Annotated in this window: 17 protein-coding genes, 1 tRNA gene and 3 pseudogenes; 10 read left to right on the top strand and 11 right to left on the bottom strand. The window is 70.0% G+C overall.

What is annotated here, in order from left to right; translation table 11 throughout:
• The first annotated feature begins 42 nt into the window (after positions 1 to 42).
• Positions 43 to 1050 carry a GlxA family transcriptional regulator gene (locus RUTHE_RS01375; protein ID WP_021096434.1) on the top strand — a complete coding sequence of 336 codons (1008 nt, stop codon included), beginning with the start codon at positions 43 to 45 and terminating at the stop codon, positions 1048 to 1050.
• A 168-nt stretch (positions 1051 to 1218) separates the two neighbouring features.
• On the opposite strand, the gene RUTHE_RS01370 is transcribed toward RUTHE_RS01375, so the two are convergent.
• Positions 1219 to 1305, bottom strand: a tRNA-Leu gene (locus RUTHE_RS01370).
• A 34-nt stretch (positions 1306 to 1339) separates the two neighbouring features.
• Between RUTHE_RS01370 and lipB the strand changes: the two genes are divergently transcribed.
• Positions 1340 to 2071: a lipoyl(octanoyl) transferase LipB gene (gene lipB / locus RUTHE_RS01365; RefSeq protein WP_021096433.1), complete on the top strand. Its 732-nt coding sequence runs from the start codon at positions 1340 to 1342 to the stop codon at positions 2069 to 2071.
• A 7-nt stretch (positions 2072 to 2078) separates the two neighbouring features.
• Here the strand turns inward: lipB and RUTHE_RS01360 are convergent, their stop codons facing one another.
• Both RUTHE_RS01360 and RUTHE_RS01355 read right to left on the bottom strand, forming a co-directional pair.
• Positions 2079 to 3068 carry a putative bifunctional diguanylate cyclase/phosphodiesterase gene (locus tag RUTHE_RS01360; protein WP_021096432.1) on the bottom strand — a complete coding sequence of 330 codons (990 nt, stop codon included), beginning with the start codon at positions 3066 to 3068 and terminating at the stop codon, positions 2079 to 2081.
• A complete protein-coding gene (locus RUTHE_RS01355; protein WP_021096431.1) occupies positions 3053 to 3694 on the bottom strand; it encodes a GGDEF domain-containing protein in 642 nt (213 codons plus the stop codon). Before RUTHE_RS01355 ends, RUTHE_RS01360 begins: the two co-directional genes overlap by 16 nt.
• Before the next feature lie 227 nt (positions 3695 to 3921).
• Here RUTHE_RS01355 and ctaD point away from each other — a divergent pair.
• Together ctaD and RUTHE_RS01345 are read left to right on the top strand one after the other, a co-directional pair.
• Positions 3922 to 5596 (top strand): annotated as a pseudogene (gene ctaD, locus RUTHE_RS01350) (cytochrome c oxidase subunit I).
• Positions 5597 to 5610: 14 nt separating this feature from the next.
• Positions 5611 to 6138, top strand: coding sequence for a DUF2244 domain-containing protein (locus tag RUTHE_RS01345; protein ID WP_040644918.1), 528 nt, complete (start codon positions 5611 to 5613; stop codon positions 6136 to 6138).
• 18 nt (positions 6139 to 6156) lie between these two features.
• Here RUTHE_RS01345 and RUTHE_RS01340 read toward each other — a convergent pair whose 3' ends face one another.
• Both RUTHE_RS01340 and RUTHE_RS01335 read right to left on the bottom strand, forming a co-directional pair.
• Positions 6157 to 6345, bottom strand: coding sequence for a DUF3008 family protein (locus RUTHE_RS01340; RefSeq protein ID WP_021096429.1), 189 nt, complete (start codon positions 6343 to 6345; stop codon positions 6157 to 6159).
• A 71-nt stretch (positions 6346 to 6416) separates the two neighbouring features.
• Positions 6417 to 6878 carry a GatB/YqeY domain-containing protein gene (locus RUTHE_RS01335; RefSeq protein WP_021096428.1) on the bottom strand — a complete coding sequence of 154 codons (462 nt, stop codon included), beginning with the start codon at positions 6876 to 6878 and terminating at the stop codon, positions 6417 to 6419.
• Positions 6879 to 6991: 113 nt separating this feature from the next.
• Between RUTHE_RS01335 and carA the strand changes: the two genes are divergently transcribed.
• Entirely contained in the window at positions 6992 to 8155 is a 1164-nt protein-coding gene (gene carA, locus RUTHE_RS01330) for a glutamine-hydrolyzing carbamoyl-phosphate synthase small subunit (RefSeq protein ID WP_021096427.1), read from the top strand.
• Between the two features lie 99 nt (positions 8156 to 8254).
• Positions 8255 to 10006, top strand: a complete 1752-nt coding sequence (locus RUTHE_RS01325; RefSeq protein ID WP_021096426.1) for a glycosyltransferase family 2 protein — start codon at positions 8255 to 8257, stop codon at positions 10004 to 10006.
• On the opposite strand, the gene RUTHE_RS01320 is transcribed toward RUTHE_RS01325, so the two are convergent.
• Positions 9957 to 10616, bottom strand: a complete 660-nt coding sequence (locus RUTHE_RS01320) for a GntR family transcriptional regulator (protein ID WP_021096425.1) — start codon at positions 10614 to 10616, stop codon at positions 9957 to 9959. The genes RUTHE_RS01325 and RUTHE_RS01320 overlap by 50 nt on opposite strands.
• 152 nt (positions 10617 to 10768) lie before the next feature.
• Here RUTHE_RS01320 and RUTHE_RS01315 point away from each other — a divergent pair, with 152 nt between their 5' ends.
• From RUTHE_RS01315 to ilvC, 3 genes are all read left to right on the top strand, one after another.
• Positions 10769 to 11446 carry a pyrimidine 5'-nucleotidase gene (locus RUTHE_RS01315; protein ID WP_021096424.1) on the top strand — a complete coding sequence of 226 codons (678 nt, stop codon included), beginning with the start codon at positions 10769 to 10771 and terminating at the stop codon, positions 11444 to 11446.
• A 388-nt stretch (positions 11447 to 11834) separates the two neighbouring features.
• Positions 11835 to 12683: an FAD-dependent monooxygenase gene (locus RUTHE_RS01310; protein ID WP_425413914.1), complete on the top strand. Its 849-nt coding sequence runs from the start codon at positions 11835 to 11837 to the stop codon at positions 12681 to 12683.
• A gap of 80 nt (positions 12684 to 12763) precedes the next feature.
• Entirely contained in the window at positions 12764 to 13786 is a 1023-nt protein-coding gene (gene ilvC, locus RUTHE_RS01305) for a ketol-acid reductoisomerase (RefSeq protein WP_021096422.1), read from the top strand.
• 411 nt (positions 13787 to 14197) lie between these two features.
• Here ilvC and glmM read toward each other — a convergent pair whose 3' ends face one another.
• The 4 genes and pseudogenes from glmM to RUTHE_RS01285 all read right to left on the bottom strand — a co-directional run bounded on the left by glmM (position 14198) and on the right by RUTHE_RS01285 (position 20191).
• Positions 14198 to 15550 (bottom strand): phosphoglucosamine mutase, encoded by a 1353-nt coding sequence (gene glmM, locus RUTHE_RS01300; protein WP_021096421.1) that lies wholly within the window; start codon positions 15548 to 15550, stop codon positions 14198 to 14200.
• Positions 15551 to 16524 (bottom strand): annotated as a pseudogene (gene folP / locus RUTHE_RS01295) (dihydropteroate synthase). It abuts the gene before it with no gap.
• A 23-nt stretch (positions 16525 to 16547) separates the two neighbouring features.
• The gene (locus RUTHE_RS01290; protein WP_021096418.1) at positions 16548 to 17465 is read right to left on the bottom strand and encodes a dihydroneopterin aldolase; all 918 of its coding nucleotides are present in this window, start codon (positions 17463 to 17465) and stop codon (positions 16548 to 16550) included.
• Positions 17466 to 17690: 225 nt separating this feature from the next.
• Positions 17691 to 20191, bottom strand: a pseudogene (locus tag RUTHE_RS01285) (putative PEP-binding protein).
• A 247-nt stretch (positions 20192 to 20438) separates the two neighbouring features.
• Here RUTHE_RS01285 and RUTHE_RS01280 point away from each other — a divergent pair.
• Positions 20439 to 21143 carry a class I SAM-dependent methyltransferase gene (locus RUTHE_RS01280; protein ID WP_021096415.1) on the top strand — a complete coding sequence of 235 codons (705 nt, stop codon included), beginning with the start codon at positions 20439 to 20441 and terminating at the stop codon, positions 21141 to 21143.
• 3 nt (positions 21144 to 21146) lie between these two features.
• Here the strand turns inward: RUTHE_RS01280 and glyS are convergent, their stop codons facing one another.
• A complete protein-coding gene (gene glyS, locus RUTHE_RS01275) occupies positions 21147 to 23204 on the bottom strand; it encodes a glycine--tRNA ligase subunit beta (RefSeq protein WP_021096414.1) in 2058 nt (685 codons plus the stop codon).
• Between the last annotated feature and the right edge of the window lie 3 nt (positions 23205 to 23207).

Genomic DNA, 23207 nt, shown 5'->3' with positions numbered 1-23207 from the left:
TCTACAATGAAGATGGATCTCTGTCTTCACTGGTGACCAGCCATGCCTGCCTTGGCTCCCTCCCGCTCCGGCCCGGTCCCGCAGGCGCAGCCCTCTCCGGCCGTCTCTCCGGCCCGCTTCGCCTTCCTGCTGATCGAGGATTTCACCCATCTGGCCTTCTCCTGCGCGATCGAGCCGCTGCGCATCGCCAATCTCGTGGCGGGGCGCGATCTCTACCGCTGGTCGCTGCTCTCGCGCGGCGGAACCGAGGCCCGCAGCTCGAACGGCCTTCTGACGCGGGTGGATCGCGGTCTTGGCCCGCTCGAACGGGATGAGAGGCTCTTCGTCATCGCCGGCCTGCGGGCCGAGCAGCGAATCACCGCGGACATCCTCGCCTTCCTGCGCCGGGAAAGGGCCCATGGCCGTCTGGCCGGGGCGATCTGTTCCGGCCCCCTCCTTCTGGCCGAGGCCGGGCTGCTCGACGGCGAGGAGGTGGCCCTTCACTGGGCCTGGCACGATCTGATGCGCGAACGCTTTCCGGCGGTGCGGGTGGTCCCTTCGGTCTTCGTCGCAGGGCCGCGCATCCTCACCGCCGCCGGCGGCACGGCCGCGGCCGATCTGATGCTGCATCTGATCGGCCGGGATCATGGCGAGGATCTGGCCACCGAGGTGGCCGACCAGATGCTCCACAATGCGGTGCGCGAGGGCAGCGCGCAGCAGCGCGTCTCGCTCCGGGCGCGGCATGGCATCCGCAATCCGCTGCTGCTGCAGGCTGTCCGCCTGTTCGAGACAAAGATCGAGGACCCCCCCCGCCCGCGCGAGGTGGCCGCGGCGCTCGGGGTCTCGACACGCCATCTGGAGAGGCTCTTCAGGCGCCATCTGGGCACATCGCCGCGGCGCTATGCGATGGAATTGCGGCTTCAGCGGGCGCGCAACCTGATCCTCCAGAGCGAACAGCCCCTGTCCGAAATCGCGATGGCGAGCGGCTTCACCTCCACCTCGCATTTCGCGCGCGCCTTCCGGGCGCAGTTCGGCCTGTCCCCCCGGGAGCAGCGCGCGCGTCTGACCTGAATCCTGCCCTGAAACGGCTGGACTCCTGAGAGTCGGATTCCGGGAAGACCGCAAACGACTGCCGAGATGCCCGAACCCTCAGGCGGCCGATATCCGCACGGCGATCAGGACAGGGAGGCGATCGGGACAGGGATCAGCCCCCGACGATCAGCCCCCGACGGGGACCGATGGTGCGGTTGAGAGGACTCGAACCTCCACGGGTGTTACCCCACAGCGACCTCAACGCTGCGCGTCTACCAGTTCCGCCACAACCGCACTGACTGGCGAAGGGGCGTATAGAGGGGGGCGCATGGCGGCGCAAGGGGCCAGCAGGGGATTTTCCCTCCGCTTTGACAGGGACGCCCCGAAGGCCCATGACAGGCCCATGGTCGAATGGATCGAGAGCCGCGAACCGGTGCCCTATCCCGAGGCAGTCGCCTGGATGGAGGCGCGTGCCGAGGCCATCGCGCGGGGGGCGGCGGCCGAGGCGGTCTGGCTGCTCGAGCACCCCCCCCTCTATACCGCCGGCACCTCGGCCCGGCCGGCGGATCTGCGCGATCCCGGCCGTTTTCCGGTCTTTCCCACCCGCCGGGGCGGACAGTTCACCTATCACGGCCCCGGCCAGCGTGTCGTCTATGTCCTTCTCGATCTGAACCGGCGCGGCCGCGACGTGCGGGCCTTCGTCCGCGCGCTCGAAGCCTGGGTGATCGACGCGCTGGCCGAATTCGGCATCCGCGGAGAACGGCGCGAGGGGCGCGTCGGAATCTGGGTCCTGCGGCCGGACAGGGCGCCGAATCCCGATGGAACCCCGCGCGAGGACAAGATCGCCGCCATCGGCGTGCGCCTGAAACGCTGGGTCAGCCTGCATGGCCTGGCGGTGAATGTGGAGCCGGACCTGTCCCATTTCGACGGCATCGTGCCCTGCGGCATCCGCGATCACGGGGTCACGAGCCTCGTGGATCTCGGGCTGCCGGTGACGATGGGCGATCTCGATCTCGCCCTGCGGCAGAGCTTTGCGCGCCATTTCCCCGATCCGCCCTAGATCCGGATCAGGACGCCGCCCGCAGCGGCGCCTCCATCCGCATCCGCTCGCGCAGCACCGGGGCCGGCAGCGGGCGCGAAAAGTAGTAGCCCTGGAACAGCGTGCAGCCTTGCTGGACCAGCCAGTCCACCTCCTCGGGCGTTTCCGTTCCCTCGGCCAGGATCGACAGATCCAGACCCCGTCCCAGCGCCAGCATCGCGGCACAGATCGCCTGGCTGTGGGGCTTGCGATGCACATCGGTGACGAATTCCCGGTCGATCTTGAGCTTGTCGAAGGGAAGCTTGCGCAGCACGCTCATCGAGGCATAGCCCGTCCCGAAATCGTCGATGGCGATGGACACGCCCATGTCCCGCAGCCGTCCGAAGGTGCGGCGGGCATGATCGTGATCGGTGGTGGCGACCGACTCGGTCAGCTCGATCTCGAGCCGCTCGGGCGAGATACCGGCGGCCTGCACGGCTTCGGCCACATGCCGGGGCAGGCTCTCGTCCAGGAACTGCCGCGCCGAAAGGTTGACGGCAACCCGCATGCCCGGAGCCCAATGAGCAACCTCGCGGCAGGCCTCGCGCAGAACCCACAGGCCGATGGGTTCGATCAGGCCGGCCGCTTCGGCCACCGGGATGAAGACCCCCGGCGGCACCATGCCGCGGCTGGGGCTGTGCCAGCGGATGAGGGCCTCAGCCCCGGCCCAGCCGCCGCGACGGATGTCCTGCACGGGCTGGAAGTGAAGCTGGAACCCGCCGCTCTGCAGGGCCGCGCGCAGATCCTGTTCCATCAGGAAGCGGTCGCGCAGTCTTTCGCGCTCGGCGGGGCTGTGGGCCGCGACGGGCCCGCCTTCGCCGCGCCCTTCGGCGGCCAGCGCCGCCGCCGCCACCGCATTGTCGAGCGTCGCGGCCGATCCCTCCGCGGCCGCCTCGGCGAACCCAGCCGCCAGCACCGGCGTCACGCGCGCCGGGCCCAGGGCGATCGGGGCCGACAGATCCGTCACCAGGTGGCGCACCGCCTCGCCCCCCCTTCGGGCAGGCAGAAAGCCAGGTCCCCGTCCCCGACCCGGGCCAGCAGGGCATCCGGTCCCAGATGCCGCGCCACGCGCGCGGCCAGTTCGCCGAGGGCCTGCGTGGCGGTGGCGCGATCGAAACTCTCAGCCAGCGCAGAGAAGTTCCCGAGCCGCAACACACAGAGCGGCCCTTCCGCCTCGGCCAGGAAGGCCGTGCGGTTGAGAAGGCCTGTCGCCTCGTCCAGCCGTTCCAGCCGCAGGAGCGCCGCATCGAGCTGGGTCACCGTGCGCTGGGCATCCGCCATCAGGGTTCCCGCCTCGTCCGCGAAGTCCGTGGGCAGATCGGGAAGAACTCGTGCTTCGCGATAGCGGCGCAAGGCGCGCGAGGTGGCGATCACCGGCTGCAGCAGCCGGTCGAGCACCCACAGCGTCGCCGCCGTCCCGGCCAGCGTCGCCGCCAGCGCCACGCCCAGCGCCCAGATCACCTCGCCCCGGCTTGTCGCGCCGCGCGCGGCATAACTGCCGGCCAGGGCGATCAGCGGCACATGCGTGCCGGCAAAGGCCATGACCATGATCTTGGCCCGATAGTTGAGCCAGCGCGCCCGCGACAGCCATGCATAGAACCGCATCCAGAACCCCGATGATTCGCCTCTGAGGGTTTTCTTCGCGCACGGGCGTTAAGATCCGGTGGACGACGAGAGGCTGGGACAGGTCGCCGCGCCCCCTGGCGCCGCCTTGCCGGTCGGGCGCGGCCACGCTAAACCCGGCCTGAAGCGGGCCCGGTGTCCGTCCGTCCGGATTCTCCATCCGGCGGCCGCGCCGTCCCAGCGCCACGTCCGTCCGGGAGAGCCGCCGCATGGCCGACGCCGCCATCCACGACCACGACCATCACGATCACCGCGGGTTCTTCACCCGCTGGTTCATGTCCACGAACCACAAGGACATCGGCATCCTCTATCTGTGGGTGTCGGGCGTCCTCGGCTTCATCGCCGTTCTGTTCACCGTCTACATGCGCATGGAGCTGATGCATCCGGGGGTGCAGTACATGTGCCTCGAGGGGATGCATTTCCTGCCCCAGCCCGAGGCAAGCTGCACGCCGAACGGCCATCTGTGGAACGTCTTCATCACCTATCACGGGGTGCTGATGATGTTCTTCGTGGTCATCCCGGCGCTCTTCGGCGGCTTTGGCAACTATCTGATGCCGCTGCAGATCGGTGCGCCAGACATGGCCTTTCCGCGGCTCAACAACCTGTCCTTCTGGATGTTCGTGGCCGGGGCCTCGCTGGGGGTGGCGTCGATGCTGGCCCCCGGCGGCAACGGCCAGCTCGGCGCTGGCGTGGGCTGGGTGCTCTATCCGCCCCTGTCCACGACGGAATCGGGCTATTCGATGGATCTGGCGATCTTCGCCGTGCACCTGTCGGGGGCCTCGTCGATCCTCGGCGCGATCAACATGATCACGACCTTCCTGAACATGCGCGCGCCGGGGATGACGCTGTTCAAGGTGCCGCTCTTCGCCTGGGCGATCTTCGTCACCGCCTGGCTGATCCTGCTCGCCCTGCCCGTGCTCGCCGGCGCGATCACCATGCTGCTGACCGACCGCAACTTCGGGACCACCTTCTTCTTCCCCGATGGCGGCGGCGATCCGGTGCTCTATCAGCACATCCTGTGGTTCTTCGGCCATCCCGAGGTCTACATCATCATCATCCCCGCCTTCGGGATCATCTCGCATGTGGTCTCGACCTTCTCGAAGAAGCCGATCTTCGGCTATCTGCCGATGGTCTGGGCGATGATCGCCATCGGCGTGCTGGGCTTCGTCGTCTGGGCGCACCACATGTACACGGCCGGCATGTCCCCTCACCCAGCAGACCTACTTCATGCTGGCAACGATGGTCATTGCGGTGCCCACCGGGGTGAAGATCTTCTCCTGGATCGCCACCATGTGGGGCGGCTCCATCGAGTTCCGCACGCCCATGCTCTGGGCGCTGGGCTTCATCTTTCTGTTCACGGTGGGCGGGGTCACGGGGATCGTGCTCTCGCAGGCGCCGATCGACCGCTACTATCACGACACCTACTATGTGGTGGCCCATTTCCACTACGTGATGTCGCTGGGCGCGGTGTTCGGGATCTTCGCCGGAATCTACTTCTACCTGCCGAAGATGACCGGGAAGATGATCCCCGAATGGATCGGCCGGGTGCATTTCACGCTGATGTTCATCGGCGCGAACCTCACCTTCTTCCCGCAGCACTTCCTGGGCCGTCAGGGGATGCCCCGCCGCTACATCGACTATCCGGAGGCCTTCGCCACCTGGAACTACGTCTCCTCGATCGGGGCCTTCCTCGCCTTCGCGTCCTTCCTGTTCTTCATCGCCGCGCTGTTCTGGGTGCTCGCCCGCGCCCCGCGCACCGCGCCGGCGAATCCCTGGACGCCCTGGGCCGACACGCTGGAATGGACCCTCCCCTCTCCGCCGCCCGAGCACACCTTCGAGACGCTTCCGCGGCGCGAGGACTGGGACCGCAGCCCGGCCCACTGAGACCCGGACAGCCCATGCCCTATGCATGGACGACCCCGCAGACGGCCCCGGAGCAATCCGGGGCCGTTCGCGCATCCGCTCCCGCCCCGCGCGTGCAGCTCCGGCTCTGGCCGCATCGGTCCCTGCCGCTGCGGGGCTTTGCCGTCTTCTTCGCCGCCACGGCGGCGCTGGCGGCTCTGCCCCTGCTGTCGGTGCTGGGCACCGCCGTCCTCTGGGGCCTCCTGCCCTTCGTGACGGCGACCCTCGCGGGGACATGGATCGCTATCCGCCACAGCTATCGCACGGGCGAGGTGATGGAGGTGCTCTCCCTCTGGCCGGATCGCGTGGAGCTGGTGCGGCACGATCCCGGCCGGCCACCCCGCCGCTGGGAGGCCAATCCGCACTGGGTGCGGACCGCCCTGCATGCGGAAGGCGGGCCGGTGCCCCAATACCTCACCCTCAGCGGCGCCGGCCGCACCGTGGAGATCGGCGCCTTCCTCTCCGAGGAGGAACGGCTGGCCCTGCGGCCCGAGATCGAGGCCGCGCTTGCCCGCCTGCGCTGAGGGGAACGAAGGGGAACTTCAGTCCCCCTCGACGTGGTCGGGCAGGCCGTCGTGCTTCGTGGAGGCCAGGTCCTCCAGCTCGGCTTCGGTCATGCTGTCATGCATCTCGCGCGCGGTGGGATGCAGATCCTCTACGGGGGTTTCTCCGCGCTTGGCGGACAGGGCGGCGCCGGCGGCGCGCTGCTGGGCCTTGGAACGGGCGGGCATCGGATCCTCCGTGACAGGCGGGACAGCGGATCAACCCGCGCCGCCCCTGCCCCGTTCCCCGTGGCGATCGCTCAGGCCGAGAGGCGGGCCTTCACCAGCGCCCCTGCCCGCCCCATGTCGATCGCGCCGGCATGCCGAGCCTTCAGCGCGGCCATGACGCGCCCCATGTCCTTCACCGCCGTGGCGCCGGTCTCGGCGATGGCCGCCTCCACGGCGGCCTCGGTCTCCGCCTCCGACAGGGCACGGGGCAGGAAGGCCTCGAGCACGGCGGCCTCGGCACGCTCCCTTTCGGCCAGATCCGCGCGCCCCGCCTCGTCATAGGCGCGGGCGCTCTCCTGCCGCTGGCGGACCATCTTCGCCAGGACGGCGATGACGCCATCCTCCGGCACGGGAGAGGGCTGCCCCTCGCCGCGCGCAGCGATGTCGCGGTCCTTGATCGCCGCCCCCGCCATGCGCAGCACCCCCACGCGCAGCGCATCCTTGCTGCGCATGGCCTCCTTGAGAGCCTCGCCGATCCGCGTCCGCAGGTCCATCCCGTCTCTCCTTGCCGGTTCCGGACCCGAGATAGGGACCGCAGCGCGATGCCGCAATTGACCTCTGCCGCCCTCGCGCGTAACCCCCGACCGATCCTGCGCGGAGCCGTCCCATGCCCCAGACCCGACCCACCGCCTGTCTTGCCCTGGCCGACGGCACCCTGTTCTACGGGCGCGGCTTCGGCGCCACGGGACAGGTGACGGCCGAACTCGTGTTCAACACGGCGATGACCGGCTATCAGGAGATCATGACGGACCCCTCCTACGCGGGTCAGGTCGTGACCTTCACCTTTCCCCATATCGGCAACACCGGCACCAACCCCGAGGATGACGAGGCGGCCCAGCCCGTTGCCGCCGGCATGGTGGTGAAATGGGATCCGACCGCCCCCTCCAACTGGCGCGCGGCCGAGGGCCTGTCGGACTGGCTGGCCAGGCGGGGGCGGATCGGCATCGGCGGGGTGGACACGCGCCGGCTCACCCGGGCCATCCGCCAGCAGGGGGCGCCCCATGTGGCCCTGGCCCACGACCCGGAGGGACGCTTCGACATCGAACGGCTGGTCAGCGAGGCCCGCGCCTTTCGCGGGCTTGTGGGGCTCGATCTCGCGCGCGAGGTGAGCTGCACCCAGTCCTATCGCTGGGACGAGACGAAATGGGCCTGGCCCGGGGGGTTCGGCCGGCAGCAAGCCCCCCGCTTCCGCGTGGTGGCGCTGGATTACGGGGCCAAGAGGAACATCCTGCGCTCGCTCGCGGCGGTGGGGGCCGAGGTCGTCGTGATGCCCGCCACCTCCACCGCGGCGGATGTGCTGGCCCAGAACCCGGATGGGGTATTCCTCTCGAACGGCCCGGGCGATCCGGCCGCGACGGGCGCCTATGCCGTGCCCATGATCCGCGAGGTGCTCGACCGGACCGATCTGCCCCTCTTCGGCATCTGCCTCGGACATCAGATGCTGGCCCTGGCGCTCGGGGGTCGGACCGTGAAGATGAATCACGGCCATCATGGCGCCAACCACCCCGTCAAGGATCTGGAGACCGGCAAGGTCGAGATCACCTCGATGAATCACGGCTTCACCGTGGACGCCCAGACCCTGCCCGAAGGCGTGATCGAAACCCATGTCTCGCTCTTCGACGGGTCCAACTGCGGCCTGCGCATGAAGGACCGCCCGGTCTTTTCCGTCCAGTATCACCCCGAAGCGAGCCCCGGCCCCCAGGACAGCGCCTATCTCTTCGACCGGTTTGCCGCCGCGATGGCGGCCCGGCAGGCCGCAAGGGGCGCCTGAAGACAGAAAGGCCCTTCGCGGCTTTTCCAGGACTTTTCCGTGTCGTTAACGCGTCCTTAACCATTCTGCCCTCATCCTCTCCGGCAGGGAGAGGGCAGAATGTCCGAATCAGGGCGATCGACAGCGGCGAATCGGGCGGCACGGGCGGCGCCCTCATGGCAACTCCTGTCCGGGCTTTCGGGGGCCGATCCCCTGATCCAGCCGCCAGACCCCGGTCTGCTTGCCGCGCTCCCGCCCCAGCTCATGCTGGAGGAGGGGCTCCTGCCCTGGCGGCGGATCGGACCGCTCGCCCTGGTCATCGCGGCCGATCCCGTCGCGGCGGCGCGTCATCTCCCCCGGCTCGAGGCCGCGCTCGGCCCGGTCCGCCTGGCCCGGGCCCGGCCCGGAAGGCTGGAGCAGGCCCTCGCCCTCCATGTCGGACGCCCGCTCGTCCATCTGGCCGAGACGCGCACGCCCCGGCAGGACAGCTGCCGCAGCCTGCCCCGGCGCCCGCTTCTGGCCGCCGCGACGGCGGGGGGGCTGATCCTCCTCACCGGGCTGATCCTCGCGCCCGGGCTGCTGCTGGCCGGTCTCACGCTGGCGGCCGCGCTGGCGGGGCTCGCGGCGGCCGGGCTGAAGGCCGCGGCCCTTCTGGCCACGCTGCGGCCTGACGACCGCGACCGCGGCGCCGTCGTCATCCCGGCGCGCCTGCCCCTGATCTCCCTCCTTGTCCCCCTCTATCGCGAAAAAGAGGTGGCCAGCCATCTGCTGGCCCGCATGGCCGCCCTCGATTACCCGCGCGACCGGCTCGATCTCTGCCTCGTGGTCGAGGATGACGACCATCTGACGCAGGAGGCGCTCGCAGCCACCGATCTGCCCGCCTGGGCCCGGATCGTGACCGTCCCCGAGGGGACGCTGCGGACCAAGCCCCGCGCGCTGAACTATGCCCTGCCCTTCGCCAGGGGCAGCATCATCGGCATCTACGATGCCGAGGATGTCCCCGCCCCGGATCACCTGCGCCGTGTGGCCGAAATCTTTGCCCGGCGCGGCCCCCGCACCGCCTGCCTGCAGGGCGCGCTCGACTACTACAACTGGCGGGGCAATCTGATGGCGCGGATGTTCACCCTGGAATATGCTGCCTGGTTTCGGGTCCTTCTGCCCGGACTCATGCGGCTCGGTCTGGCCATCCCGCTGGGCGGCACGACGCTCTTCCTGCGGCGCGAGGCGATCGAGGCCGTCGGCGGCTGGGACGCCCACAATGTGACCGAGGATGCGGATCTGGGCATCCGCCTTGCCCGGCACGGCTATGTGACCGAGGTGATTCCCATCACCACACAGGAAGAGGCGAATTGCCGTCCCTGGCCCTGGATCCGCCAGCGGAGCCGCTGGCTCAAGGGCTATGCGGTGACATGGGCGGTGCATATGCGCGCGCCGCTCCGGCTCTGGCGGGATCTGGGGCCGCGGCGCTTCTGGGGGTTCCAGATCCTGTTCCTCGGCACGCTCGTCACCTTCACCCTGGCCCCGCTGCTGTGGCTGGGCTGGCTGGTGCCGTTCGGTCTGCCCCATCCGCTGGCGCCGGTCCTGCCGAGGCCGGCCCTGGCGGTGCTCTCGGTGCTGTTCCTGGCCGGACAGGCGCTCGACCTGGGATGCGCGGCCCTGGGGGTGGCGCGGGCAGGCAAGGGGCGGCTGGGCCTGTGGGCACCCCTGCTGCCGTTCTATTTCCCGCTGGCCACGATCGCCATCTGGCGGGCCTGGTGGGAGGTGGCCGTCTGTCCCTTCCGCTGGGACAAGACGGCCCATGGGATCGACCCGCCGGTGTTCCTCAGCCCCCCGATGTCATCCGCCCGGCATCGAGCCGCAGCCGCGTCGTGAAGGCCCGGCTGATATGCTCGCGCAGGGCGCGGTCGGCCGCTTCCCCGTCGCCGGCCTCGATGGCCCGCACGATCGCCTCGTGTTCCTCGATGGTGCCCCGTCCCCGCCCCTCCGCAGCCAGCGAGGTGGAAGCCAGCAGTGCCATGCTCCGATGCACCAGATCGAGCTGCTGGATCAGGAAGCGGTTGTGCGAGGCCAGATGGATCTGCCGGTGGAAGCGGCGGTTGGCGCGGGCCAGTGCCGGGGGATCGTCCACAAGGGCGCGGTCCGCCTCGAGCATGTCGCGCAGCACGCGCACCTCCTCGGGTGCGGCATGCTTGGCCGCAAGGCGCGCCGCCAGGCCCTCGAGCTCGCCCCGCACCACATAGAGTTCGGCCAGCTGGTTGTGATCGAGCGAGGCCACGATCAGGCTGCGCCCGTCCCGGGTCAGGAGAGACTGCGTCTCCATTCGCTGGAGCGCCTCGCGGATCGGGGTGCGCGAGACGCCGAAGCGTTCGGCCAGTTCCGATTCCACAAGCCGATCGCCCGGACGATAGATGCCCTGGTCGATCGCCTCGAGGATCAGGTCATAGGCGTCGCGCGTCTGCGAAGGGGTGCGGCCATCGGTCATGGGACGGACCCTGCCTCTGCGCGGGGCTGCGCGCAAGCATCCTGCGCGCCCGGCCGCATCCCGATCCTGTCCCGGTCCCGCCTTCCCGGGCCGGGGATGCCATCCTGCCCCGCCCCGTTGCGGATCCGCCAGCGGGTGCCTAGCCTGCGCCCATGTCCCTGTCCCCCGGCCTTGCCCCCGACCACCTCGATCCGCGCGACTTTGCGCATGTCCGCGTCTGGGTGTTCGATCTGGACAACACGCTCTATCCGCCGCAGGCCGCGCTCTTTGCGCAGATGCAGCCCCGCATCACGGCCTTCGTCTGCCGGGTGCTCGGCCTGACCGAGGCCGAGGCCGATGCGCTACGCGATGCCTACTGGCACCGCTATGGCACGACATTGCGGGGACTGATGGCCGAACACGGGCTGGACCCGGCCGAATATCTCCGCTTCGTGCATGATCTGGACCTGTCCGCCCTCTCGCCCGATCCGGTGCTGGCCAGGCGGATCGCGGCGCTGCCGGGGCGGCGGATCGTCTTCACCAATGGCGATGGCGCCTATGCGGCCCGGGTTCTGGCCGCGCGAGGGCTTTCGGGGGTCTTCGATGCGGTCTATGGCGTGGAACATGCCGGCTGGCTGCCCAAGCCCGATCAGGCCGCCTTCGAGGCCGTCTTCGCGCTCGACGGCCTGTCGCCCGAAGAGGGCGCCTTCTTCGACGACGATCCGCGCAATCTGCTGGTGCCGCATCGCCTGGGGATGCGCACGGTCCTCGTGGCACCCGAGAGGCCCCCCCATGCGCATGTCCATCACCACGCCGCAGACCTGTCGGCCTTTCTCGCCCGTCTGATCTGAGGCCCTTCCCGCCGCGCCCCGGCCGGCCTATCTCCCCGCGCATGGATCGCTTCGACATCGTCATCGCGGGCGGCGGCACCGCGGGTCTCGTCGGCGGCGGCGGCCTTCGGCCGCCTCGGCCTGTCGGTTCTCTGCGTGGACCCTGCGCCCGGCGACGCCCCGGACGGACCCGAGGGCGATCTGCGCACCACCGCCATCCTCGCCCCCCGCGCGCTGCCTGCTGGAGGAGGTGGGCCCTGTGGGAGGCGCTGGCCCCCCATGCGACCCCCCCTCACGGTCATGCGCATCGTGGATGGCGGGGGCGCGGCCCGATGCCCCTGTCAGGCGGGATTTCCTCGCCGCGGATGCAGGGCAGGACAGTTTCGGCTGGAACATTCCCAACCGGGCGATGAAACACGCCCTTGCCGCCCGCCTTGCCGCCATGCCGGAGGTGGAGCTGCGCCGCGGCACGGCCTTCCGCTCGCGGCTTGCGGATCTGGATGCGGTGGAGGTCGGCCTGTCGGACGGCAGCCGGGTCTCGGCCCGTCTGCTGATCGGCGCCGACGGACGTGATTCGGCGGTGCGCGCCGCCTGCGGGATCGGCACGCGCAACTGGCGCAGCGGGCAGAAGGCGCTGGTCTTTGCCGTCACCCATGATGCCCCGCATGAGGGGGTCTCGACCGAGATTCACGCCTCGGGGGGCCCCTTCACCCTGGTTCCCCTGCCCGATCATGAGGGCCGTCCCTGCTCGGCCGTGGTCTGGATGACCGAAGGGCGCGAGGCGGCGCGCCTTCTCGATCTGCCGCCCGACGCCTTCGCCGAGGCGGTCAATGCCCGCTCGGCCGGCGTGATGGGGCCTCTGGTTCCCGTCGGCCCGCGCCAGCTCTGGCCCGTCCTGACCCGCATTGCCGACCGCCTGACGGCGCGCCGCACCGCCCTGATGGCCGAGGCGGCGCATGTCGTCCCGCCGATCGGGGCGCAGGGTCTCAACATGTCGCTGGCCGATCTGGGCGCGCTCATGGACCTCGCCCGGAGCCGGCCCGAGGCGATCGGCTCGGAGGGCTGGCTGGCCGCCTATGCCCGCCGGCGCGAAGGCGACATCCGCCTGCGTGCGGCCGGGATCGCCCTGCTCAACCGGGCCTCGATGGCGGGGGCGCTGCCGCTCGTGGCACTGCGGGGCCTGGGCCTGCGCGCCCTGCACGGGGTGCGGCCGGTGCGGCATGGGCTGATGCGCCTGGGGCTGCGGGCCGGCGGCTGAGCGCTTCTGGCTCCGCAGGCATTGCCCCTTCCGGTCCCGCGCGCTATCCCGCTGCGCGACCAAGGGGAAAGGGAGAGCCCATGCGCGTCTACTATGACCGCGACTGCGACGTGAACCTCATCAAGGACCGCAAGATCGCGATCCTCGGCTATGGCTCGCAGGGGCATGCCCATGCGCTGAACCTGCGTGATTCGGGCGCGAAGAACATCGTCGTCGCGCTGCGCGAGGGGTCTCCCTCGCGCGCCAAGGCCGAGGCCGAGGGGCTGACGGTCATGGGCATCGCCGAGGCCGCCGCCTGGTGCGACCTGATCATGTTCACCATGCCGGATGAGCTCCAAGCCGCGACCTACAGGCAGTATGTCCATGACAACCTGCGCGAGGGAGCGGCCATCGCCTTTGCCCACGGGCTCAACATTCATTTCGGCCTGATCGAGCCGAAGAAGGGCGTGGACGTGATCATGATGGCGCCCAAGGGCCCCGGCCATACCGTGCGGGGCGAATATCTCAAGGGCGGCGGGGTGCCCTGCCTCGTGGCCGTGGCCAATGATGCCTCGGGCAATGCGCTGGAAATCGCCAAGGCCTACTGCTCGGCCATCGGCGGCGGCCGCTCGGGCATCATCGAGACCAATTTCCGCGAGGAATGCGAAACCGACCTGTTCGGCGAACAGGCGGTGCTCTGCGGCGGCCTTGTGGAGCTGATCCGCATGGGCTTCGAAACGCTGGTCGAGGCCGGCTATGAGCCCGAGATGGCCTATTTCGAATGCCTGCACGAGGTGAAGCTGATCGTGGACCTGATCTACGAAGGCGGCATCGCCAACATGAACTACTCGATCTCGAACACCGCCGAATACGGCGAATATGTCAGCGGCCCCCGCATCCTGCCGCGCGAGGAGACCAAGCGGCGGATGAAGGAGGTGCTGCACGACATCCAGACAGGCAAGTTCGTGCGCGACTTCATGCAGGAAAATGCCGTGGGCCAGCCTTTCTTCAAGGCCAGCCGCCGCCTGAACGACGAACACCCCATCGAGAAGGTGGGCGAGAAGCTCCGCGCCATGATGCCCTGGATCGGCAAGGGCAAGCTGGTGGACCGCGCCCGCAACTGACGGGCGCCCGCGGCTCCGGGTCGGATCCGGGGCGGCTCCGGGGCGGCTCCGGGACACCCCTCCCGATCCGCCGTCGGGCGGCTCTCCGGGGCCATTTCTTCCGGGTCCCTCCGGGCCATCGCTCGGGACACCCCCCCGCCGGGGGGGGTGTTGCGCGAATCGGGGCCGCAGCGCGCGGCCCGCTAACCGCCTGTTAACCTCTTGCGGCGAATCTCCCTCTCACCGGCGCGAATCCCCGCGCCCCCAGAGAAGGAGACCCCGATGCCCTGCCCGCCCCAGGCCCTTTTGCTGACCGCGCTGCCGGCCCTTCTGCCGGTTGTGGCGCGGGCTGCGGCAGGGCCCGGTCGGCATCGCGGCCGGGGCGGCGACGGGCCTGCGGGCTTGGGGGCTCCGGGATCCGGGCGCCCGGGGTCAGGCGGCGTGTTCGACGGCGGCCACGACTTCGGCCACCACGGCGTCCAGCAGCGCCTCGTCCTCGCATTCGGCCATCACGCGGATCAGGGGTTCGGTCCCGCTCCTGCGGATCAGCAGGCGTCCCTGCCCGTTCAGCCGCGCCTTCGCCCCTTCGATGACCTGCGCCACCTGCGGATGGGCCAGGGGCTGGCTTCCTGCGGCCAGGCGCACATTGCGCAGCCTCTGGGGCACGGTCTCGAACTGCCGCAGCAGGCGCGAGGCCGGCAGCCCTGTCTCGATCATCGCGGCCAGAACCTGCAACGCGGCCAGAAGCCCGTCGCCGGTGGTGGCGTAATCGGTCATCACGATATGGCCGGACTGCTCTCCGCCCAGGTTCCAGCCGCCCTGCCGCATCGCCTCGACGACGTAGCGGTCGCCGACGGCCGTCCGTTCCAGCCGGAGCCCGCGCCCGGCCAGGAACCGCTCGAGCCCGAGATTGGACATCACCGTGGCCACCAGCGTGCCGCCCCGGAGGCGTCCGGCCTCGGCCCAGCGTGCGGCCAGCAGCGCCATGACCTGATCGCCATCGGCGACGGTGCCGGTCTCGTCGATCAGGATGACGCGGTCGGCATCGCCATCCAGACAGATGCCCAGATCGGCGCCATGGGCGACGACGGTTTCGGCCGCGACGCGCGGCGCGGTGGAGCCGACATGGTCGTTGATGTTGAATCCGTTGGGCGCGGTGCCCACGGGCACGACGGATGCGCCCAGCTCCCACAGGACTTCGGGGGCCACCTTGTAGGCCGCCCCGTTGGCGCAGTCGATCACGACCTTGAGCCCGTCGAGGCGCCGCCCCTGCGGGAAGGTGGACTTGACGCGCTCCATGTAGCGGAAGCGCCCGTCATCGATGCGCCTTGCGCGGCCGATATTGTTGGCCTGTGCGGGCTCCACCCCCTCTTCCATCAGGCGTTCGATCGCCGCCTCCGCCTCGTCCGAAAGCTTGTAGCCATCGGGGCCGAAGAACTTGATGCCGTTGTCGTGATGGGGGTTGTGGCTGGCCGAGATCATGATGCCCACATCCGCCCGCATCGAGGTGGTCAGCAGCCCCACCGCGGGCGTCGGCACGGGGCCGAGCAGCAGCACATTCATCCCCGTGGAGGTCAGCCCCGCGGTCAGGGCGTTCTCGAACATGTAGCCGGACAGGCGGGTATCCTTGCCGATGACCACGCGATGCCCGTTGGATCCGTCATTGCGGAAATGGCGACCGGCGGCGGCACCCAGCCGCAGCGCCATCTCTGCCGTCATGGGCCACTGGTTGGCGGTGCCGCGCACGCCATCCGTGCCGAAGAGCCGCCGTTTCGTCTCGCTCATTCAGTCCCCGTCCATGGCCGCCAGCAGGCGCAGGGCCTGCCGCGTCTCCTTCACATCATGCACCCGGATCAGCTGCACCCCCTGCCGCACCGCATGCAGCGCGACGGCCACCGATCCGGGCATCCTGTCCCGCGCCTCTTCGGCGCCTCCGATCATTCCCACAAAGCGCTTGCGCGAAACCCCGATCAGGATCGCGCAGCCCAGCGCATGGTAGAGGCTGACCCGGCGAAGCAGACTCACATTGTGTTGCAGAGTCTTGCCGAAGCCGATCCCGGGATCGACCAGGATCCGCCCGCGCGGGATGCCGGCGGCTTCGGCGGCGCGGATCCGTTCCTCCAGCGCGTCAAAGACATCGAGCAGGACATCCTCGTAGCGCGGATCGTCCTGCATCGTCTCCGGTCTGCCCTGCGCATGCATGAGGCAGACGCCCTCGGCCCGGGCGGCGACGGCGGCCATGCCGGGATCGAAGGTCAGGGCGGAGACATCATTGACGATCCGCGCTCCGGCCCGGAGGGCGGCCTGCGCGACGGCCGCCTTGCGCGTATCGATGGAGAGGGGGATCGTTACCTCCCCTGCCAGGGCCTCGAGCACGGGCAGGACGCGCGCGATCTCCTCCCCCGGGGGGACTTCGCGGGCACCGGGCCTTGTGCTTTCCCCGCCGATGTCGAGGGCATCCGCCCCTCTGCCGCCAGCCGCCGCGCCTGGGCGATGGCCGCATCCGCTGCGACGAACAGCCCCCCGTCGGAGAAGCTGTCGGGCGTCACATTGAGGATGCCGAGAAGCCGCGGCCGCCGGAAGTCCAGCCCGGCCATGGGAAGGCGTGGCGCGGTCAGCCGCTCCAGGACATCCTGCGGCACCTCCGTCAGGGGGACGAGGGCCGGGGGGCGGCCGCGTTCGATCCGCTCCACCCGGTCGAACCAGCACCATCCCTCCGCCAGCGTCAGCGCGCCGGCGGGTCGGGCTGGATCGGTCATGGGCACGGGACGCCAGTAGACGGTCACAGCGGGGTCTCCATGCTGGCGCGGCGGACGGGCACGACGGCCTGCACCCGGTCATCCGTGCCGATCAGGCACAGCTCCAGGGCCCCCATCGTCTCGGCGAACCAGACGGCCAGCGACAGCCCGTCGCTCGCCTTGGGGCCGTCCACGGCATCGAGCACCATCTTCGACGGGGCCCAGACGCAAAGCTGCCTGCGCCGCATGGCCCAGTCGAGCTCGGTGCGGGAATTGACGACCAGGCAGCGCCGATCCCGCCCGGCCAGCACCCAGGCGGCCTGCTCGATGGCCAGAAGATCGATCCGCCGCTGGGCCAGGGCGGCGGGGCTGCGCGGGCGCGGCAGATCCGGCGCGGCGAGGCAGATCACCGCCGGGGCATCCCCCGCAATCAGCCGGTCGAGCATTGCCGGGAGGGCCGCATGATCGAGCATGCCCGCCCCCAGGAAGACCACCCGCGGCTGCGGCGCCGGGGCGACCAGCTCGGCCCCCCTGCCGGTTCCGCCCTTCAGCCGCACGATCTCCACGCCCAGGGCGCCGGGGCCGCGGTCCAGTTTCTCGATGCGCAGGAAGGCCCGCGCCGCCTGCGGCTCGAGCAGGATGCGGTCGGCGATGCGCTCGGCCAGCGTCTCGAGGAGGTTGACCCGTTCGGAGGCCAGTTCGGCATCGATCGCCTCGGTCAGCCGGTCGTAGGACAGGATGCGGTCCACATCGTCATCGACGGGTCCCTCGCGCAGGACTTCCACGACGATGTCGAAGCGCAGGCGCTGGGTCCGCCCCCGTTCCTGCTGGAAGGCGCCGATCTCGACCTCGCGGACATGATCGCGCAGGGAGATACGGTCGAGCGGCGCCGTGCCGGGCAGGGTCATCTCCGCGCGCAGGGCGGGATGGGCAAAGGCTGCCCGGATTTCGTCAGTGGTCATGCCGGTCTCCTGCCCGCCCTTGCGGCCTGCGATCCTGCCGGCCTGCCTAGCGCGGCGGGTCTGCGGCGGCAACGGCGGCAGCGGCGCTTCGGCAGGCCGGGACGACACAGGATGTATCCCCTCCGCCTTGCCGGGATCGCGACACAGGCGGGGACACAGGCGGGGACACAGGCGGAGGCACGGGGGCAACGCCAGGCGGGCGGTCCTGCTGCCGTTGCGGGGCGCTCAGCCCCCCCGGGCAGAGCGGCTGCGCAGTGCCGCCTGGGCGGCGGACAGCCGGGCGACGGGCACGCGGTAGGGCGAACAGGAGACGTAGTCGAACCCCTCGCGACGGCAGAACTCGATGGCGCGCGGCGTGCCGGCATGCTCTCCGCAGAGCGACAGGACCACATCGGCCCGTCCGCGTCGTCCCCGTTCGGCCCCGATGCGGATCAGCTCTCCCACCCCTTCAAGGTCGATGGCATGGAAGGGATCCTCCGGGAAGATGCCCTGCGCGACATAGGCGGGCAGGAAGCGGCCGGCATCGTCGCGCGACAATCCGTAGGTGAGCTGCGTCAGGTCATTGGTGCCAAAGCTCAGAAAGGCCGCATTCTGGGCGATCTCGGCGGCGCGCAGGGCGGCGCGGGGCGTCTCGACCATGACGCCCAGCCGGTAGGCGAAGGGCACCCCCGTGCGGCTGCGCACCGCGCTGGCCACGGCATCGATGCGCGTCTTGAGCATCTCGACCTCGCGCCGGGCCGAGACGAGGGGGAGCATCACCTCCGGCACCACGGCTTCGCCGTCCTGGGCGGCTTCGACGGTGGCCTCGAAGATGGCCTGGGCCTGCATCTCGTAGATCTCGGGCACCGTGATGCCGAGCCGCACCCCCCGCAGCCCCAGCATGGGATTGTATTCGCGAAGCTGGTCCACGCGGGCCTCGACCTCCGACAGGGGGCGCGAGACGACCTCGGCCAGGTCGCGCAGCGCGGCGCGGTCGGAGGGCAGGAACTCGTGCAGCGGCGGGTCGAACAGCCGGATGCAGACGGGACGCCCCGCCATGATGCGGAAGATCGCGGCGAAATCGGCCCGTTGCAGCGGCAGCAGGCGGTCGAGAACGGCGCGCCTCTCGCCGGCATCCTCGGCGAAGATCATCTCGCGCATCAGGTTGATGCGGCCGCCTTCGAAGAACATGTGCTCGGTCCGGCACAGGCCGATGCCTTCGGCGGCAAAGTCGCGGGCGAGGCGGGCATCCTGCGGCGTGTCGGCATTGGCGCGCACGCCGATGTCCCGGAAGGTGTCGGCCCATTCGAGGAGGCGGCGGAAGCTGTCGTCGGGTGTGGCGGGCAGTGTCGGCGCCGCGCCCATCAGGACATCGCCCGTGGTGCCGTCCACCGTCACCAGGTCGCCTTCGTGCAGGATCCGCCCGCCGGGGGCGATCACCGCGCGGCGGCGGCGGTCGATCTCGAGCTCGGCGGCTCCGACCACGCAGGGGATGCCGAGGCCCCGGCCGATCACGGCGGCATGGCTGGTCATGCCGCCCCGAATGGTCAGGACGGCGGCGGCGGCATGCATGCCGCGGATGTCCTCGGGCGTGGTCTCGCGCCGCACGAGGATGCAGGCTTCGCCCCGTGCCGCGGCCGCTTCGGCATCCTCGGCCGTCAGGACGATCCGGCCCGAGGCGGCACCGGGGCTCGCCCCGATCCCGGTCACCAGGCGGTCTCGCGGGGCATCCGGGTCCACCTGCCGGTGGAGAAGCTGCGGCAGGGCGGCGGGGTCCACCCGCATCACCGCCTCGTCGCGGCCGATGATGCCGTCCTCGGCCAGGGCCACCGCGACGCGCACGGCGGCGCGGGCGCTGCGGGGCACACGGATCGCATCGAGGATGCGGAGCTGCCCGTTCTCGAGCGTGAACTCGATCTGCATCTCCTCGCGCAGGCGGGTGCGGATGCGGTCGCCTGCCTCGAGAAGCCGGGCAAAGGCCTCCGGGCAGGCCTCCTCGAGCGAGGGGCCCCGCGGATCCCGGGTCAGGTAGGACGCCCCCCTTGTGCTGGAGAGGGCCTCGCGTCCCTGGCTCTGGCCCAGATAGCGTCCGATGATCCGTCGCTCGCCGGTAGTGGCGTCGATGAACTGGATCACGCCCGAGCCGCTCTCGCCGCGCCCCACGCCCAAGGCCATCGCCTGCACCACCAGGCCCAACCCGGCATCGGGGGCGCCCCCTTGGCCTGCCGCAGGAGGCGAGCCGTCGTCCCCTCCCATGTCCGCGCCATGGAGCGCAGCACCTCGGCCAGCTGGACGGCGGGGTCCTGGGGGAACGGCTCGTCGGTCTCGCTCTCATAGGCGGCGAGCATCGCCCGCAGAGCAGCCCGCGACGGCTCTTCCGGCAAAACGAAGGCATCGGGGTCCAGACGGGCGACATGGATCGCATAGCACTGGATGAAGCGCAGATAGAGCGATGTCGCCGCCACCGGCCCGGCCGTCATCGACAGGGCTTCGTGGCGTTCCTCGTTCATGCCGATATTGAGGATCGCCGAAGGCCCGCCCCAATCCGGATCGAGCGAGGAGGGCCGCACCGACAGCAGCGGGGCATGACCGAAGGGGGCCATGAGGGAAGGAATGTCTGGCATCCGTCCGGCCGCGATTCCGCGGACCGCATCAAAGGACAGGGCGACGGTCTGGGGAATCGGCAGATCGAGGCGGATCAGCCGCTGGAGGCATTTGGCCCGGCCGCCATAGACGGCGGCCGACATCGGCGCATCGGCCGTGATGAGCTGGACAGGCGGCAAGACGACGAGTTTCTGCACTGCGGCATCCTTTCCCCCGCGAGCATAGCGGCGAATCGTCTCAAGGAAAGGGCGTTGCGCGACAGCCCTGGTGCCGGATGCGGTGTGCGGCCGCCCTGCCCCGGTCCTGCCATCGCACGGCCGCCGGATCGGCCTGATCCGGGTGCAGCATGCCGGGGCTTGCGGGCGCCCGGCGGCGCGGACAGGATCGGGCATGGCTTTCTTCGACTTTCTCGGCGGACTTGCGCGTTATGCCACTTCGGACAGCGAGGTGGCGCGCATGAACCGCCGCTTCGAACATCTCGTCGAACCCTTCCGAGCCGAGATCGAGGGCGCCCGCGTGCTGGACCTGGCTGCCCATGACGGGCGCTGGAGCTATGCGCTTGCCGGGGTGGGAGCGGCCTCGGTCGATGGGGTGGAGGTGCGGCCTGATCTGATCGCCCAGTTCGCGGCCTATCCCGATACGCCCTTCAAGGCGCGGGTGCGTCTGATCCGGAGCGATCTGTTCGAGGCGCTCGAGGATTTCGTGCGCGAGGGGCGGGTCTATGACGTGGTGGCCGTGTTCGGCATCCTCTACCACCTCATGGACCATCACCGGCTGTTCGTCCTCATCCGCCGCCTGCGCCCCCGGCTGGTGATCGTGGACAGCGAGTTCATGACCCATGCCTGGCCGATGGTGCAGCTGATCCGCGAGGATCCCTCGAACATCCTCAACGCGGCCCCCTATTACGAAGGGCAGGAAAAGGTTCTCAAGGGCATCCCCTCCTCCGCCGCGATGGAGGCCATCGCCGACACGCTGGGTTATCGCCTCGAATGGATCCGCTGGGAGGATCTCCCCCCCGAGCGGCGCAAGGGTGTGGCGGACTACTTCCGCAAGGAGAAGATGATCCGCCGGAGCTGTGTGCTGCGCCCGAAATGAGGGCTATCCCTCGATCCGGGACAGATCGGCGACCGACAGGCACAGCATGCGGATGCGCGAGAGCAGGTTGAGCCGGTTGCGGCGGATCATGGCGTTGTCGGCATTGACCTGCACCGCCTCGAAGAAGGCATCGATCGGCCCGCGCAGCCGCGTAAGCGCCGCCATCGCCGTGGCGAAATCCTCGCGCGCCATGGCGGCCCGGATCGCGGGTTCCTCCGCATCGAGTGCGGCGAAGAGGGCGTGTTCCTCGGCGGCTTCTGCGAATCGGGCATCCGCCCCGAAGGAATATTCGACCCCATCCCGCTCCTCGGCCTGGGTCAGGATGTTCGCAGTCCGCTTGTAGAGCTGCACCAGATTGGTGCCGTCGTCGGTCTTCAGGAACGCCGCCAGGGCCTCGGCCCGCCGGACGAGCAGGGTCAGGTCGTCCGCACCGGGCATGGCAAGACAGGCGTCGATGACATCATGCCGGATGCCGCGCTCGCGCAGATGGACCTTGAGGCGGTCATGCAGGAAGGCGAGGAGATCGGCTGCGACGGGCTGCGGCAGGCGGGCCCCGAACAGGGGCTGCAAGGCCATGCGCAACCCGTTCGCTGTCAGCAGACGCACCACCCCCAGCGCTGCCCGCCGCAGCGCGAAGGGATCCTTGCTGCCCGTCGGCTTCTCGTCGATCGCCCAGAAGCCCGTCAGCATGTCGATCCGGTCCGCGAGGGCGACGGCCACCGAGACCGGCGCAGCCGGCACGTCGTCCGACGGCCCAAGCGGCGAATAATGGTCTGCCGCTGCGGCCGCAACCTCCGGGGGCAGGCCGGCAGCCTCGGCGTAGTAGCGGCCCATCAGGCCCTGCAGTTCGGGGAACTCTCCCACCATGGCGGAGCGCAGGTCGAGTTTCGCCACCTCGGCCGCCTGCGCGGCGAGATCCGGGTCGGCGCCGACATGGGGGGCAATCTCGCGGGACAGCACGCAGAGGCGTTCCACGCGGTCCCACTGGGAGCCGAGGCGGTTGTGGAAGGTGACATGACGCAGACCTTCCTTCCACTCCTGCATGCCCGCCCGCGCCACGCGCAGGTCGTTCTCCCAGAAGAACCGGGCATCCGACAGCCGGGCGCGCAGCACGCGCCGGTTGCCCTCCAGGATCGTCGCACCGCCGTCGGGCGCCTCGATATTGGCCACCGTCACGAATCCCTCGATGCGTCCCGTGGCCGGATTGCGCGCCGAGAGGAACTTCTGATGTTCCTTCATGGAGGTGCGCAGCACCTCCGGCGGAAGTGAGAGAAACTCGTCCTCGATGGCCCCCATCAGGACCACGGGCCATTCGACCAGCCCTGCGATCTCGCGCAGGAGGCCGTCGTCATCGACGATCTCCAGACCCCTGGCGAAGGCGAGCGTGGTGGCATCATGGCGGATCCGCTCCATCCGCTCTCCGGCGCGCAGAAGGACATGGGCCCGCCTGAGCCTGGCCTCGTAATCCTCGAAGGAGGTGACCGAAAACCCCTGCGGGGCATGAAAGCGGTGGCCGCGGGTGGTGTTGGCGGCCACAAGCCCCCCGATCTCGAAGGGCACGACCTCCGGCCCGCTGTCGCGCACCAAAAGACACAGGATCGACTGCAACGGCCGCACCCAGCGCAGGGATCCCGTCCCCCAGCGCATCGACTTGGGCCAGGGAAAGTCGCGGATCGTCCGGCCCAGCACCTCGGCGACGATCTCGGCGGCCTCCCGTCCCGGCCTCTCGATCACGGCGAAATAGACCTCGCCCTTCTTCTCGGCCCGCCGCTCCAGCCGGTCGAGCGTCAGTCCCGTCGCCCGCAGGAAGCCCTCGATGGCCTGCGGCGGGGCATCCGTGCGCGGCCCCTTGCGTTCCTCGCGCATGGGGCGCGACCGCTCGGTCAGCCCCTCGATGGCCAGCGTCAGCCGGCGCGGCGTCGCATGGGCCTGGGCGTGAGAATAGGTCAGACCCGCCTCGACAAGGCCGTCGGTCATCAGACGCCGCAGATCCTCGGCGGCTCTTTCCTGCATCCGTGCAGGAATCTCTTCGGAGAGGAGCTCGATCAAAAGGTCGGGCATGGG

It is taken from the genome of Rubellimicrobium thermophilum DSM 16684 (assembly GCF_000442315.1).
Taxonomy (GTDB): Bacteria; Pseudomonadota; Alphaproteobacteria; order Rhodobacterales; family Rhodobacteraceae; genus Rubellimicrobium; species Rubellimicrobium thermophilum.
Note: the sequence above shows the minus strand (reverse complement) of the source record. Positions and strands in the feature narration are given on the sequence as shown.